This window comes from Rhizobium sp. ERR 1071, assembly GCF_007828675.1.
Classification (GTDB): domain Bacteria; phylum Pseudomonadota; class Alphaproteobacteria; order Rhizobiales; family Rhizobiaceae; genus Rhizobium; species Rhizobium dioscoreae.
This window is the reverse complement of the sequence record NZ_VITM01000009.1, coordinates 20,529-33,917: the sequence shown is the minus strand read 5'-3', so window position 1 is coordinate 33,917 and position 13,389 is coordinate 20,529. Positions and strand designations below refer to the sequence as shown.

Sequence of the window (13,389 nt, the reverse complement as noted above, 5' to 3'; positions counted from 1 at the left end):
TTGATCATCTGGACGCGCCATTGCACATGGACGCGGGATTGATTGCGATGCAGTTCTGGCCGCACCGCAATCGAAGCGAAATCAGCGTTTGCTCAGTCGAGCGGCTTGTAGGCGACCACATCCATTTCGACTTTGACATCCACCATCATGGGCGACTGAACGGTCGAGCGGGCTGGCGGATGATCGATAAAATGCTTTTCGAAGACGGCGTTGAAGCTCGAGAAATCGCGAGCGTCATCCAGCCACACATTCACTTTCACCACATGCTCGAGCGTGCAATCGGCAAGGGCAAGGACATCCTTGATATTGGCGATGACCTGCTCGGCCTGAGTGACGATATTGCCCGCAACGATTTCACCGTTGATGGTCGGAACCTGGCCCGAGACGTAGACGAAATCGCCTGCCCTGACGGCCTTGGCGAAGGGGCGGCGCTGGCCGCCAGCCTGATTGTCGGCGACGTCGAAACGGATCAGCTTGTTCTTGCTCATGATATCCTCAGTCTTTCCCTGTTGCTGAAAGCCGCGGTCGCCATCGTTTCATCGGAACAGGCGCACGCGTTCGACTCTCCTGGTAGCTTCCTTATCTGTCGCAGCGGCGCCACGCCAGATCGTTTTGTCCGTTTGCGAGATGGGTGTGGAGCAATGCATCTGCGACTTCGATCGAAACCTTAACTTCAAATGCAAGAAAAACTCTTTTATTTTCCGCAGATTACGGACGCTTCCTCCACGAAATCTCATCTCGTCCTTTTGTCGCGCCTGGCATGATTGCCTTTCTGCCCCGGAGCCTGATAAGACAAAGACATATTTCGTCGTATGATTGGTTGACGTTCAGGAGGAGTCGTCATGACAGAACTCGCGCAATCGCTTGCGTCCATCCGCATTCCCGATCTTGCCGGCAAAAGAGTGCTGATAACGGGCGCCTCGACCGGTATTGGCGCTGCCGTCGCGCGCGCCCTTGCCGCCCAGGGCATGAAGATCGGCCTCCACTTCAATGCAAGCCGCGAACCGGCGGAAAAACTGGCCGATGAAATCAAGGCTGGCGGCGGAACTGTGCATCTCATCCAGGGCGATGTCTCCCGAGATGGCGAGACCGAACGTGTGGTCAAGGACGCAGCCGAAGCTTTCGGAGGCCTCGATGGCCTGATCAATAATGCCGGCGGCATGCTCGGGCGTCTTCCGACCGCCGAAATGACGGATGAGCATTATGAGCGGGTGATGAACCTCAATGCACGCTCCGTGCTTGCGGCGACCCGCGCCGCTCATCCTCACCTGAAAAAACAGGGCGGTTTCGTCATCAACACGACCTCCATTGCCGCACGCAATGGCGGCGGCAACGGCGCGATCCTCTATGCGGCCTCCAAAGGGTTCGTCTCGACCATTACCCATGGCCATGCCAAGGAATTCGTCAACGACAAGATCCGCGTCAACGCCGTCGCACCCGGCGTCATCGCAACGCCTTTCCACGAGCGCTATACCAATGACGAGCAGATGGAGCTGCAGCGCAAGACGATCCCCATGGGATTCGTGGGCACGCCGGAAGATTGCGTTGGCGCCTACCTCTTTCTCGCCTCTCCCACTCTTTCTGGCTACATTACCGGCCAGATCATCGAGGTCAATGGCGGCCAGCTCATGCCGTGAGAAGTGGCCCGCGGTCGCTTTGTGTGGCGGGCAATGCTAGTCTTGTCCGGCACGGCGCCTTCGCGTCGAGGAAGATGGAGCGCATGCAGATGGCAAAGACGCCCATTCATGACGGCATTGAAACGTTGGTGGAATTGACCCATCCGGAACGGATCTATTGGCCCGGCGACGAGGTCAGCAAGCAAGACCTTCTTGATTACTACGCATTGGCCTGGCGTAGAATGGCGCCTTTCGTCGTCAACCGTCCCCTCGCCCTCCTGCGGTGTCCGGATGGCATCGATGGACCACGCTTCTTCCAGAAACATGCCTGGAAGGGCATCAATCCGCATATCCAGGAAATTGCCGATCCAGAAGATAAGGACGCTGCGAAGCTTCTGAAGATTGGGGATTTCGATGGCCTGGCAGCTCTTGTCCAATCCGCGGCGCTGGAAATTCACCCTTGGGGCACGACGACGGATCATTGGGAAAAGCCCGACATGATCATCATGGATCTCGACCCCGGGGAGGATGTCGCATGGAGTGAGGTCGTGACTGCAGCGAAGGAGATCAGGGAGCAGTTCGCCACCCTGGGACTAACATCCTTCGTCAAAACGTCAGGCGGCAAGGGATTGCATGTGGTTGCATCCGTCAAGCCGCAGGCGACCTGGCCGCACGTCAAGGATGCCGCCGAGGCAATCGCCCACGCCATGAGTGCCGATAGCCCGGAGACGTATTTGTCGGTCGCCAGCAAGGCGAAGCGGGCGGGCCATATCTTCATCGATTATCTGCGCAACGGCCGCGGCAACACAGCCGTGGCACCCTATTCGACACGCGCCAGAAAGGGCGCTGCCGTTTCGATGCCGGTCAGCTGGGAAGAATTCGACGGCAAGATCGGGCCTGCTTCCTTTACCGTCAAGAATGCGGCATCGCGCCTCGACCAATCGAGCACGGATCCCTGGGCCGATTTCTTCAAGGCGGCATCGCCTCTCGAGGTCTGACGTTACACCAGAAACGGGACCAGCGCGGGCGTGCTGGCCTTATAATCGGCATAGGCCGAGCCGAACGTCTCGTTCATCCAGCTCTCCTCGATTTGCACGCGACGCAATACGGCATAGAGCACCGCGATGATCGCAAGGACGGCCGCGATGTCACCGCGCGCAATTGCCGAGCCGATAATGGCCAGCATCAGACCGGAATAGATCGGGTGCCGCACAAGCGCATAAGGACCGGAGCGGATGAGCGCGTGATCCTCCTTGAGAGTGATTACCCCGCTCCAGTTGCGCCCAATATGATAGCGAGCCCAGACAGCGAAAACGAGACCGATGAAGGTCAGAACCGCGCCAATCGCATAGGATGTGAGATCCTGTGGGATGAGGCGTAACCGCAAGGGACCCAGCCAGGATGGATTGACGACAAGAAGGAAAGCGCCGATCCAGATCGGCACGGTATTGCCAAGCCGCGACAACGGATCCTCCTGCCGCACGCTCCTCTTGACGCTGAATGAAGCGAAAAGCCAGATCAGTAGCCAGGCGATCCAGCATGCGGGAATGAATTGATAGATGAGCATCGCTCACGCCATATCTCTGTCAAGTTCCGGATAGTGTCGGAAAATGCCGCTCTCATTGAAGGGAATGCGGCGATCGGACTGAAGATAGCGAGCAATGTTGGGCCGTTTCATGACAGCTCTGTGCAGCGCGGTCAGATGCGGATATCGGCGATCCAGATGTGCCGTCGCGCGGGGGAAGGCATAGCGCAGACCCTCATAGACCTGAAACAGCGAAAGATCGACATAGGTCAATTCTCCGCCGAAGATATGGCTCGATCCTTCGGGGTTTTGCTGAAGCACTTTCTCGAAATAACCGAGGAACTTGGGAATGCGGTTTTCGATGAATTCTGCAGCCCGCGCCTTGGCCTCTTGCTTCTGATCCTCGTAATATTTCGACGTCGCGATCGGGTGGTGCGTGTCGTGTACCTCGGCGACGAGATCGGTGATCGTCAACTGCAGCCCGTTCAACACATGGCGCCTTCCCTCGTCCCTCGGCGCCAGACCCAGCTTCGGCCCGAGATACATCAGGATATTCGCCACATGCGGAATAATGAGATCACCGTCCTTCAGAAACGGTGGGGCAAATGGGAGACCGAGTTCAGATTTACCCTCCATGATGGCGAACATGGCGGGCATACCCTGCCCCCTGCCTGCAGGAGCACGACAAACATCGACATAGTCTGCACCGGCTTCCTCCAGCGCCAGCCGAACGAATTCGCCGCGCCCCTGAATGCCATCCCAATAGTAGAGTTCATAGGCCATTCGGTTTCATCTCCCCGATATTGAGAGCAATCCGCTGCAATGATCGCCGCAAGACTGCAATTTAGCGTCGACATCGCGAAAGGTAAGAGGCAATCGACGATTACAGGCGCAGGCATATGCACCGGAAACCTTATGAACTTCATAGCGACGGCCGAATGGATCTCGACGATCGCATCCAGTTCTCACCGATGGCCTAGGAATGTGTGTTGTGCTCGTGGCGTTTACGCGTCGCAGCCGCCTTTTTTGCAGAGGCGGAGCGCTCCGCAGCGGGTCGGCTTGCAGCGGCGCGTCCGCCGATCCTCCCGCCCTTTTCGGACGATTCGTGGTTTTCGGAATGGCCGCGACCGGAGCCTGACTTCTTACCGCCGCCGCTTTCCTTGTTTACGGTCGCCCAGGCACGCCGCTCCGCCTCTGCGTGCGAAACGCCGCGGTCTTCGTAGCCTTCCTCGATATGTTCGGCCTTGCGCTTCTGCTTGTCGGTATAGGCGGATTTATCTCCTCGGGGCATGATCTTTCTCCTTGCTGGGAAGGAAGAGCAACCCGTCGTCAGGGAAAAGGTTCCGAGATTTGGCCTGAAGAATTGCGATTGCCGGATAGCAGATTGCTCGGGAGTATCCAGAAGCGCCGACCATGCCGCACAGCGACACGCTGCTTGGCAGAGGCAGGGAAAAAGACGCCGACCGAGCGATCGATGATCAGAATGAGGACCAAGGCCGTCAGAAGATACAGCGCAGCGAGCACGAGGAGTGATGTCATCCCACCAGCTCCAATCTAGCGGCAAGCCACAAAGGCCACTGCGCTGCGACAATCGCCGCAACCGTCATTTCCACATCATCGATATAGCTGCCACACATTGCTGAGCTCCCTTCACAATCTGTAGCATCAATGTGTGACAACTATTTCGCGGATGAGAGCCAAATCACCGAAATTATTGCGAATATTCCGCCAGCTACCATCTCGAAAAGAGAGACGGCCCGATGTTGCCATCGAGCCGCCCTCATCTCCGCCACACTCCTAAAGCTGACGCGTCCTACACCTTCGCGGCTACACCCTTCTTCGATATCTTCTTTGCTGGCTTAGCCAATTTTTCCTCGGCAACAGCCGCCGCGGCGACCGCCGTCTTGCGCTTCGCCTTGGGCTTGATGTCGATCGCGCCGCCGTCTGCTGCCGTTTTCTCAAGCGCGATGCGCTCACTGCTCGCCTGCGCCCAGTGCTCGACGTCGCGACCGGAAGGATGGCCTTCCTCTTCCCATATGGCGTATGCGCGCTTCTTGATCCATTCGTCCCGAGATTCCAACATCTGCTGTTCTCCGTTCGCATCATTGAACAAGGTTTTGATGAACGATGCCCGTTCTTGAAACGCGGGCTTTGATGCCTCCCCCGAGCAGCCAAGACGCTATGGCTAGCGTTCTTCGATCTCGACTGTCGAACCGCAGTGGCGCTTCGAACGAGAAACAGAAGTTACCGTGGGGGACGGTAGCGAAGCAGCCGAAGCAACCTAAGTATGATGCTGGTCAGAACAGGGTTCAATTAAAATTATCTAATAAGATGAAGTTTCGCACCGCTATTGATGACATCTTGACGATCGCCGGCCCACTCATTGCAGCTTTTGCGGGCAAGGATATACTTGCATCATGATCGACCTCGTGGCTGCCCATTGGGGCCAAATTCTCGCCGTCCTGTCCATTGTGATGGGGGCGGCCGCTGCAATCCATGCAGCCATGACCAAAGAAGATGTCCGCGCCGCGATCGGCTGGGTCGGCGTCATCATCCTGTCGCCCATCATCGGTGCCGTCCTCTATGCTGTCGCCGGCATCAATCGCATCCGCCGGGCCTCCCTCAGCTCGCAGCGCGACGCGCTCTTTCGCAAGGATGCGAATGGCGAGCTCTCCAGCTTCGACGCCGATGGCGGCGAGGTGCGCCGGCGGTTCGGCGATCGTTTCGGTTCTATGAAGACGCTCGGCGACCGCGTCGTTCGCTATATGATGAGCACCGGCAACACCATCGAGATGCTGACGAACGGCGACGTTGCCTATGCCGCGATGAAGGCTGCAATCGACGGCGCCGAGCGCAGCATCCTGATGGAAACCTACATCTTCGATCGCGACCCGATCGGCCTCCGCATCGCCGATTCCCTGATTGCTGCGACCAAACGCGGTGTCAGCACGCGTGTACTCATCGATGCTGTCGGCGCCCGCTACTCCGTGCCGAGCATCATGGGCTATCTGCGCGAAGGCGGCGTGCAGGTCGACGTCTTCAATGGCAACGTCATCATCGGTCTCCGGTTGCCCTACGCCAACCTGCGTACCCACCGAAAGATCCTCAGCATAGACGGGCGAATTGCCTTTACCGGCGGCATGAATATCCGTCAGGGTTTCACGCGCGAATTCGCGCACGAGCACAGCGCTCGCGACATGCATTTCTGCGTGACGGGACCTGCAGTCGCCGATCTCTTCAATACGGCAGCCGAGGATTGGCGCTTCACCACAGGCGAAGTCCTGAATGGCGAGGAATGGCGAATTGCCGCGCCCTCCAACGAGCCTGGAGCGCCCGTTTTCATGCGGGTGGTTGCCTCCGGCCCGGATCGCAGCGTCGAGACCAATCACAAGATGCTCATCGGCGCGCTGTCGGTGGCGCACAAATCCATCCGAATCATGTCGCCCTATTTCCTGCCGGATCGCGAGTTGATCAGTGCGCTGGTGACGGCGGCCCGGCGTGGCGTCGAAGTCGATATCGTCGTGCCGACAGCCAACAATCTGGTACTCGTCGACCGGGCCATGACGGCGCAATTCGACCAGATGCTGAAGAACTATTGCCGCATCTGGCGCGCCGAAGGCGCCTTCAACCATTCCAAGCTTTTGTCCATCGACGGTATCTGGGCCTATGTCGGCTCATCCAATCTCGATCCGCGCTCCCTGCGGCTCAATTTCGAAGTGGATCTCGAGGTACTCGATCGCGGCTTTGCGAGCACGATCGACGATCATATCGGCGCGATCCTGGAAACTGCACATCCGGTAGACCTCGAAAAGCTCAGGGCGCGGCCGTTTGTCGTACGGCTTATCGAAAAGGTGCTGTGGCTTGGCTCCCCCTATCTCTGACGACTGCAACGAAAGACTATCTGCCTTTGTCGCAGCCTTTTTACATGACAACGCCAACAATCGCTTCTTATACTCTGTCCCACGTGCCCGACATGATCTGATCAAGGAACGGTCGACGGATAGATGCGAAAAAAGAAAGAAAGTCTCCGTGCGAGCATTCTGGAAAGCCTGAAGAACCGAAAGAAATCGCGCCCCACACCGGCCGGCAGCAAGCCGGACCGCCCGGACGGCACGTTGATCGCTTCCTACAATGTCCACAAATGCGTCGGCGCCGACCGCCGCTTCGATCCGGAAAGAACGAGCCGCGTCATCCATGAAATCGATGCCGATATCATCGGTCTGCAGGAAGCCGATACGCGTTTTGGAGAACGCACGGGCATTCTCGATCTGCGCCGGCTCGAACGCGAGACAGGCCTCATCCCGGTGCCGATTTCCGGCGTCACCAAGGCGCATGGCTGGCACGGCAATGTGGTTCTTTTCAAACAGGGCACGGTTCGCGACGTTGACCAGATCAATCTGCCAGGGCTTGAACCGCGCGGCGCCTTGATCGCTGAACTGGAATTGGCTCGTGGCGGAAGCCTCAGGATCATCGCGGCGCATCTCGGCCTGCTGCATCGCTCGCGCGCGCAGCAGACGCGTCTGATCGTCGACCTCATGAACGACGGCAGCGAGACGCCGACCATCCTGCTGGGCGATCTCAACGAATGGCGCCTTGGCGACCGCTCATCTCTCAATACCATCCAGAACGCGTTCGGACCGCTACCGCCTGCCGTACCGAGCTTTCCCTCGACACTGCCGCTTCTGGCGCTCGACCGCATCATGGCAAACCGCCGCGGCATGATCTCCGCAGTCGAAGTGCATGACTCGCCGCTGGCACGCGTGGCTTCCGATCACCTGCCCATCAAGGCCGTGGTCAGCCTGGAAGTGCTCGACATCGACGCTCGGACGCATTCACAGACTGCCTAGACGTTATCGACATACTTCATGTTGATCCCACCGATATATGTGATGACGGGCGGAGGACCATCTTATAGGCTCTCCGCCGAAATGACCGATCCGGGAGACAATCATGCTGAAAACTCTGTTGCTGACCGGCGCCGCCGGCGGTGTTGGCCAGGCAATCCGGCCGCTTCTGTCGCAGATCGCCGAGAACGTCCTTTTGTCAGACCTCGCGCCGATAAGCGACCTGCGCCCGAACGAGCGTTTCGTCGCCTGCGACCTCGCCGACCGCAGCGGCGTCGATGCGATAGTGAAAGGTGTTGATGGTATCATCCATCTCGGGGGGATATCGGTGGAAAAACCCTTCGATCTGATCCTGCAGGGCAATATCCTCGGCCTCTACAATCTCTATGAGGCCGCGCGCGCCGCCGGCAAGCCGCGTATCGTCTTTGCGAGCTCCAATCACACGATCGGCTTCTACCGGCGGGATGAGCGGATCGACAACAAGGTGCCGACCCGGCCGGATTCGCTCTATGGCGTCTCAAAGGTGTTCGGTGAGGCCGTTGCGAGCCTCTACTTCGACAAGTTCGGCCAGGAAACGCTTTCGGTACGCATCGGCTCGTGCTTTCCCGAGCCGCGCAGCACGCGCATGCTCGCCACGTGGTTCAGCATCGGGGATTTCGTCTCGCTTTGCGATTGCGCCTTCAACGCCCCGCGCCTCGGCCATACGATCGTCTACGGCGTCTCGGACAATGACGAACAATGGTGGGACAACAGCAACGCTGCCTTTCTTGGCTGGAAGCCGCGCGATAGTGCGGCTCCTTGGCGCGCCGAAATTCTGTCGAAAACACCCGCTGAGGATCCGAATGATCCCGCAATCGTCTATCAGGGCGGCGGCTTTGCTTCTGCCGCTCACCCCGAGGACTGATCGTCAGACACCGTTGCGAAAGAGCTTCCAGCGTGTCGGTCTGAAGGCGATGCGGTTGCGATCCAAGGCATCCGCCTTGTTCGGCGGCAGTTCGATCTCGATGGGATCGTGCTCGGCACCGATGTTGATTTCAAGATGGCGAGTGCCTGCCACGCGCCTGCTGGCAACGAGCAGACCCGCGATCGCGCCGCCATCGCCGTCACGGATTTCGATATCGTGGGGTCGAAAATAGAGATAGGCTTCGCCATCGGGCTCATGCGGCGTGCTGAGTCCCAGCGGTTTGTCATCGAACCAGATCTCGCCGCTGGTGATGCGCACCTTGAGACGATTGGATTGGCCGATGAAGCCATAGACGAAGGGAGAATTCGGCGAGTCGTAGATCTCGTCCGGCGTTCCGACCTGTTCGATCGCGCCCTTGTTGAGTACGACCACGCGGTCGGCGAGCTCCAGCGCCTCTTCCTGGTCATGGGTCACAAAGACGGTGGTATGGCCGGTCCGGTCGTGGATTTCCCGCAGCCATTTGCGCAGGTCCTTGCGGACCTGAGCATCGAGAGCGCCGAAGGGCTCGTCCAGAAGCAGCACGTTCGGCTCGACCGCCATGGCGCGCGCCAGTGCCACGCGCTGGCGCTGGCCGCCGGAAAGCTGGGCCGGATAGCGCTTCTCCAGGCCGTTCAACTGCACCAGTTCCAACAGCTCCAGGGCACGCCGGCGAATTTCATCGCGTGGCGGACGACGCGATGCCGAGCGGACTTTCAGGCCGAAAGAGATATTGTCCAGCACCGTCATATGCCGAAACAGCGCGTAGTGCTGAAACACGAAGCCGATATTGCGCTGCTGCACCGTCTTTCGCGACGCATCCTCTTCGCCGAAGAAGATCTGTCCCTCCGTCGGGGTTTCGAGACCGGCAATCAGGCGCAGCAGCGTCGTCTTGCCGGAGCCCGATGGACCAAGAAGCGCAATCAATTCGCTCGAGCGGATATCCAGCGACACGTCATGCAATGCGGGAAAGCGACCGAATTCCTTACGCAGGTTTTGAACGCGAACTTCCATCAAGAATTCCTTCAGTGACGCCGGCTGGCTGCGATCTCTTCGCTATAGCGCATTTCCAGCAGCGTCTTCAGTATCAATGTGACAAGAGCGAGCAGGGCCAGGAGCGTGGCAACCGCGAATGCCCCCGAAAAATTATATTCGTTATAAAGAATTTCGACCTGCAGGGGCATGGTGTTGGTTTCGCCGCGGATATGACCCGAAACGACCGAAACGGCTCCGAACTCACCCATGGCGCGGGCGTTGCAGAGCAGCACGCCGTAAAGCAGGCCCCATTTGATGTTCGGCAGCGTGACATGCCAGAAGGTCTGCCACCCATTAGCCCCGAGCGAGAGCGCCGCCTCTTCGTCTGCGCTGCCCTGTTCCTGCATTAGCGGGATCAATTCACGCGCGACGAAGGGAAAGGTGACGAACATCGTCGCCAGTACTAGCCCAGGAACCGCAAACAGGATCTGGATGCCATGGCTTTGCAGCCAGGGGCCGAGTGTGCTGTTCGAATTGAACAACAGCACGAAGACCAGGCCCGATATGACCGGCGACACCGAGAAGGGCAGATCGATCAGCGTCGTCAGCAAGGCCTTGCCCTTGAATTCGAATTTGGCGATCGCCCAGGCGGCTGCAATGCCGCAGACGAGGTTCAGCGGCACGCTGATGCCGGCAACGATCAATGTCAGCCGGATCGCCGCGAAGGTTTCCTCGTCAACCAAGGCTTCGAAGAAGGTCTCGATCCCCTTGCGGAAAGCTTCGACGAAAACGGCGGCGAGAGGCAGAAGCACCATCAGCGTCAGGAACGCGAGCGAGATCAGTATGAAGACGATGCGCGCAAGCCGGCTTTCGGTGATGACCGAATGACCGGTTTCGACTGATGCAGAAAGATCATGCGCCATAGCCATATCTCCTTCTGCTCCACGACTGGATGAGATTGATGATCAAAAGCATGGTGAAGGAAATGAACAGCATCACCGTCGCGATCGCCGTCGCTGCGGAATAATTATATTCCTCCAGGCGAATGACGATGAGCAGCGGCGCGATTTCCGAAACATAGGGCTTGTTGCCGGCGATGAAGATGACCGATCCGTATTCGCCGGCCGCACGTGCGAATGCCAGCGCAAAGCCCGTCAGAGCGGCAGGGGCGAGGCCCGGCAGCAGCACGCGGGTTATGGTCTGAAAACGCGAGGCACCAAGGGTCGCCGCAGCCTCTTCGACTTCGCGGTCGATCTCCTCCATGACCGGCTGTGCCGTGCGCACCACGAAAGGCAGGCCGACGAAAATCAATGCGATGACGATGCCGACCGGAGTGAACGCGATCTTGATGCCGAGCGGCGTCAGGAACTGACCGATCCAGCCATTCGGCGCGTATAGCGTCGTCAAGGCAATGCCGGCGACGGCCGTCGGCAGGGCGAACGGCAGATCGACCATGGCATCCAGGATGCGTTTGCCCGGAAAGCGATAGCGCACCAGCACCCAGGCAAGAATAAGCCCGAGCACGGCATTGACGAGCGCGGCGATGAAGGCGCCGCCGAAGCTCATGCGCAGCGCATAGAGCGTGCGCACGTCAAGCGCGAGGGCCCAGAAATTCTGCCAGCCGAGGGCACTGCTTTTCCAGAGAAGCCCCGACAGCGGAATGAGTACTATGAAGATGAGCCAAGCCAAGGTAACGCCGAGCGCCAATCCGAATCCCGGAATGACGCTCGGCTGCCGTAACCGCCACCGTTTGCGGGTTATAGAATGCATTCAGTCTTATTGTCCCGGCTTGTAGATCTGATCGAAGACGCCCCCGTCAGCGAAGAATTTCGGCTGAGCTTGAGACCATCCGCCAAAGTCGTCAATAGTGGCGAGCTTCAGGGACGGGAAACGAGCGACATCCTTCGGATCGGCCGCTTCCGGCTTAATCGGCCGGTAATAGTGCTTCGCAGCGATCTTCTGACCTTCATCCGAGTACAGGTAGTTCAGGTAGGCCTCCGCGACCTTGCGCGTACCTTTGGTATCGACATTGCCATCGACAACGGCAACCGGCGGATCGGCGCGGATCGAAACGGACGGCGTGACGATTTCGAATTTATCGGGGCCGAGTTCGTCGAGCGAGAGATAGGCCTCGTTTTCCCAGGCAAGCAGAACGTCACCAAGACCGCGCTGGACGAAAGTCGTCGTCGCGCCGCGCGCGCCGGTGTCGAGGACCGGGACATGCTTCAGGAGCTGCGCGACATAGTCCTGCGCCTTGGCATCGTCGCCGCCATTGGCCTGCTTCGCCCAGGCCCAGGCAGCGAGAATGTTCCAACGCGCACCGCCTGATGTCTTCGGGTTCGGCGTAATGACTTCGACGCCGTCCTTGACCAAATCCGGCCAGTCCTTGATGCCTTTGGGATTGCCCTTGCGCACCAGAAAAACAATGGTCGAGGTGTAGGGAACCGAATCGTTCGGGAACTTGGTCTTCCAGTCGGCCGGGATCTTGTGCGTCGCCTTGGCGATCGCGTCGATATCGCCTTCGAGGGCGAGCGTCACGACGTCGGCATCGAGGCCGTCAATAACCGAGCGAGCCTGCGCGCCGGAACCGCCATGCGAAGCCTTGATATTGATGGTTTCGCCCGTATCCTTCTTCCACTTGGCAGCAAAGGCCGTGTTGAAGTCCTTATAGAGTTCACGAGTCGGATCATAGGAAACATTGAGAAGCGTCTTGTCCGCCGCCCAGGTCGGCGCGACGGCCGCGATCGAGAAACTGCCGATCAGAATTGCGGTGGCGAGAAGCCGAGAAAGCTTAATCGTCTGCATGGATGCACCCCCTTCGTTTGTCCTTAAACCCTATCAACTTGGTCGTATAAAGTAACGAAGGCAGTTTCCGTTTTCGGTAACTGCGGAGAACAGCATCCCATAGAATCCGGAAAAGTGAAATCACATTCCCGAATGACGCCAGACGTGCAACGAGTGCGTCGTCAGCGGATGGTGTCGGACATAAAGACGGAATAGAGTTCGTCGGCGCTCTTCGTCTGCCGCATCGCTGTCAGAACGCCTTCCGTACGCAAACGCCTCGCGATCGCGGCAAGCACGTTCAGATAGTCGCCCCGGCCGCCCTCTCCGAACAACAGCACGAAGGCCCATTCCGTCGGTATGTCGTCGATGGCTTCGAAATCGACTGGATGTGCAAAATGCACCATCAGTCCCCGAGGCCTCGTCATGCCAGCGATGGCGGCATGCGGAACCGCGACGCCATTGCCGATCCCCGTCGTGCCCAATTTTTCGCGCGTCTCCAGCGCCCGCAGGACCACTGCCTCGTCCAGGCCAAAGCAATGGGCTGCCTTCGACGACAGCATCTGCAATGCCCGCCATTTCGTCGGAGCGGAGACGCCGACAAAGACGTGTTCGGGAAGAATGATCGTGGAAAGGTCCATGGTCGCACTCAAGGTCCGGCAATAAATTCTGAAATGGCATTCATCGCCACAAGTCCGAGGCCAAATC

16 protein-coding genes are annotated in these 13,389 nt (G+C 58.6%); 5 read left to right on the top strand and 11 right to left on the bottom strand.

Annotation, left to right across the window (positions count from 1 at the left end; translation table 11 throughout):
• Nucleotides 1-92: 92 nt before the first annotated feature.
• Nucleotides 93-488: a RidA family protein gene (locus FBZ99_RS25015; protein WP_145635551.1), complete on the bottom strand. Its 396-nt coding sequence runs from the start codon at nucleotides 486-488 to the stop codon at nucleotides 93-95.
• Nucleotides 489-842: 354 nt separating this feature from the next.
• Between FBZ99_RS25015 and FBZ99_RS25010 the strand changes: the two genes are divergently transcribed.
• Nucleotides 843-1,637, top strand: coding sequence for an SDR family NAD(P)-dependent oxidoreductase (locus tag FBZ99_RS25010; RefSeq protein ID WP_145635549.1), 795 nt, complete (start codon nucleotides 843-845; stop codon nucleotides 1,635-1,637).
• Nucleotides 1,638-1,720: 83 nt separating this feature from the next.
• A complete protein-coding gene (gene ligD, locus FBZ99_RS25005) occupies nucleotides 1,721-2,614 on the top strand; it encodes a non-homologous end-joining DNA ligase (RefSeq protein ID WP_442966511.1) in 894 nt (297 codons plus the stop codon).
• A gap of 2 nt (nucleotides 2,615-2,616) precedes the next feature.
• On the opposite strand, the gene FBZ99_RS25000 is transcribed toward ligD, so the two are convergent.
• The 5 genes from FBZ99_RS25000 to FBZ99_RS24980 all read right to left on the bottom strand — a co-directional run bounded on the left by FBZ99_RS25000 (nucleotide 2,617) and on the right by FBZ99_RS24980 (nucleotide 5,224).
• Nucleotides 2,617-3,183, bottom strand: coding sequence for a methyltransferase family protein (locus tag FBZ99_RS25000; RefSeq protein WP_145635545.1), 567 nt, complete (start codon nucleotides 3,181-3,183; stop codon nucleotides 2,617-2,619).
• A gap of 3 nt (nucleotides 3,184-3,186) precedes the next feature.
• Nucleotides 3,187-3,924, bottom strand: coding sequence for a glutathione S-transferase (locus tag FBZ99_RS24995; RefSeq protein WP_145635543.1), 738 nt, complete (start codon nucleotides 3,922-3,924; stop codon nucleotides 3,187-3,189).
• Between the two features lie 193 nt (nucleotides 3,925-4,117).
• The gene (locus FBZ99_RS24990) at nucleotides 4,118-4,432 is read right to left on the bottom strand and encodes a plasmid stabilization protein (RefSeq protein ID WP_113350951.1); all 315 of its coding nucleotides are present in this window, start codon (nucleotides 4,430-4,432) and stop codon (nucleotides 4,118-4,120) included.
• Nucleotides 4,433-4,470: 38 nt separating this feature from the next.
• Entirely contained in the window at nucleotides 4,471-4,680 is a 210-nt protein-coding gene (locus FBZ99_RS24985; protein ID WP_113329232.1) for a hypothetical protein, read from the bottom strand.
• 274 nt (nucleotides 4,681-4,954) lie between these two features.
• Nucleotides 4,955-5,224, bottom strand: coding sequence for a DUF2934 domain-containing protein (locus FBZ99_RS24980; RefSeq protein ID WP_112721911.1), 270 nt, complete (start codon nucleotides 5,222-5,224; stop codon nucleotides 4,955-4,957).
• A 334-nt stretch (nucleotides 5,225-5,558) separates the two neighbouring features.
• Between FBZ99_RS24980 and FBZ99_RS24975 the strand changes: the two genes are divergently transcribed.
• From FBZ99_RS24975 to FBZ99_RS24965, 3 genes are all read left to right on the top strand, one after another.
• The gene (locus tag FBZ99_RS24975; RefSeq protein WP_113350947.1) at nucleotides 5,559-7,022 is read left to right on the top strand and encodes a phospholipase D-like domain-containing protein; all 1,464 of its coding nucleotides are present in this window, start codon (nucleotides 5,559-5,561) and stop codon (nucleotides 7,020-7,022) included.
• A 123-nt stretch (nucleotides 7,023-7,145) separates the two neighbouring features.
• A complete protein-coding gene (locus FBZ99_RS24970) occupies nucleotides 7,146-7,988 on the top strand; it encodes an endonuclease/exonuclease/phosphatase family protein (protein WP_145635541.1) in 843 nt (280 codons plus the stop codon).
• 103 nt (nucleotides 7,989-8,091) lie between these two features.
• Complete coding sequence (locus tag FBZ99_RS24965; RefSeq protein ID WP_113350945.1) at nucleotides 8,092-8,889, top strand: NAD-dependent epimerase/dehydratase family protein; 798 nt, start codon at nucleotides 8,092-8,094, stop codon at nucleotides 8,887-8,889.
• Between the two features lie 3 nt (nucleotides 8,890-8,892).
• On the opposite strand, the gene FBZ99_RS24960 is transcribed toward FBZ99_RS24965, so the two are convergent.
• The 5 genes from FBZ99_RS24960 to FBZ99_RS24940 all read right to left on the bottom strand — a co-directional run bounded on the left by FBZ99_RS24960 (nucleotide 8,893) and on the right by FBZ99_RS24940 (nucleotide 13,322).
• The gene (locus FBZ99_RS24960) at nucleotides 8,893-9,939 is read right to left on the bottom strand and encodes a sulfate/molybdate ABC transporter ATP-binding protein (RefSeq protein ID WP_112721908.1); all 1,047 of its coding nucleotides are present in this window, start codon (nucleotides 9,937-9,939) and stop codon (nucleotides 8,893-8,895) included.
• A gap of 11 nt (nucleotides 9,940-9,950) precedes the next feature.
• A complete protein-coding gene (gene cysW, locus FBZ99_RS24955; RefSeq protein WP_113350944.1) occupies nucleotides 9,951-10,823 on the bottom strand; it encodes a sulfate ABC transporter permease subunit CysW in 873 nt (290 codons plus the stop codon).
• Nucleotides 10,813-11,670, bottom strand: a complete 858-nt coding sequence (gene cysT, locus FBZ99_RS24950) for a sulfate ABC transporter permease subunit CysT (protein WP_069609968.1) — start codon at nucleotides 11,668-11,670, stop codon at nucleotides 10,813-10,815. Before cysT ends, cysW begins: the two co-directional genes overlap by 11 nt.
• A 6-nt stretch (nucleotides 11,671-11,676) precedes the next feature.
• Nucleotides 11,677-12,705, bottom strand: coding sequence for a sulfate ABC transporter substrate-binding protein (locus FBZ99_RS24945; protein ID WP_113350943.1), 1,029 nt, complete (start codon nucleotides 12,703-12,705; stop codon nucleotides 11,677-11,679).
• 161 nt (nucleotides 12,706-12,866) lie between these two features.
• Nucleotides 12,867-13,322: a PTS sugar transporter subunit IIA gene (locus FBZ99_RS24940; protein ID WP_113350942.1), complete on the bottom strand. Its 456-nt coding sequence runs from the start codon at nucleotides 13,320-13,322 to the stop codon at nucleotides 12,867-12,869.
• Between the last annotated feature and the right edge of the window lie 67 nt (nucleotides 13,323-13,389).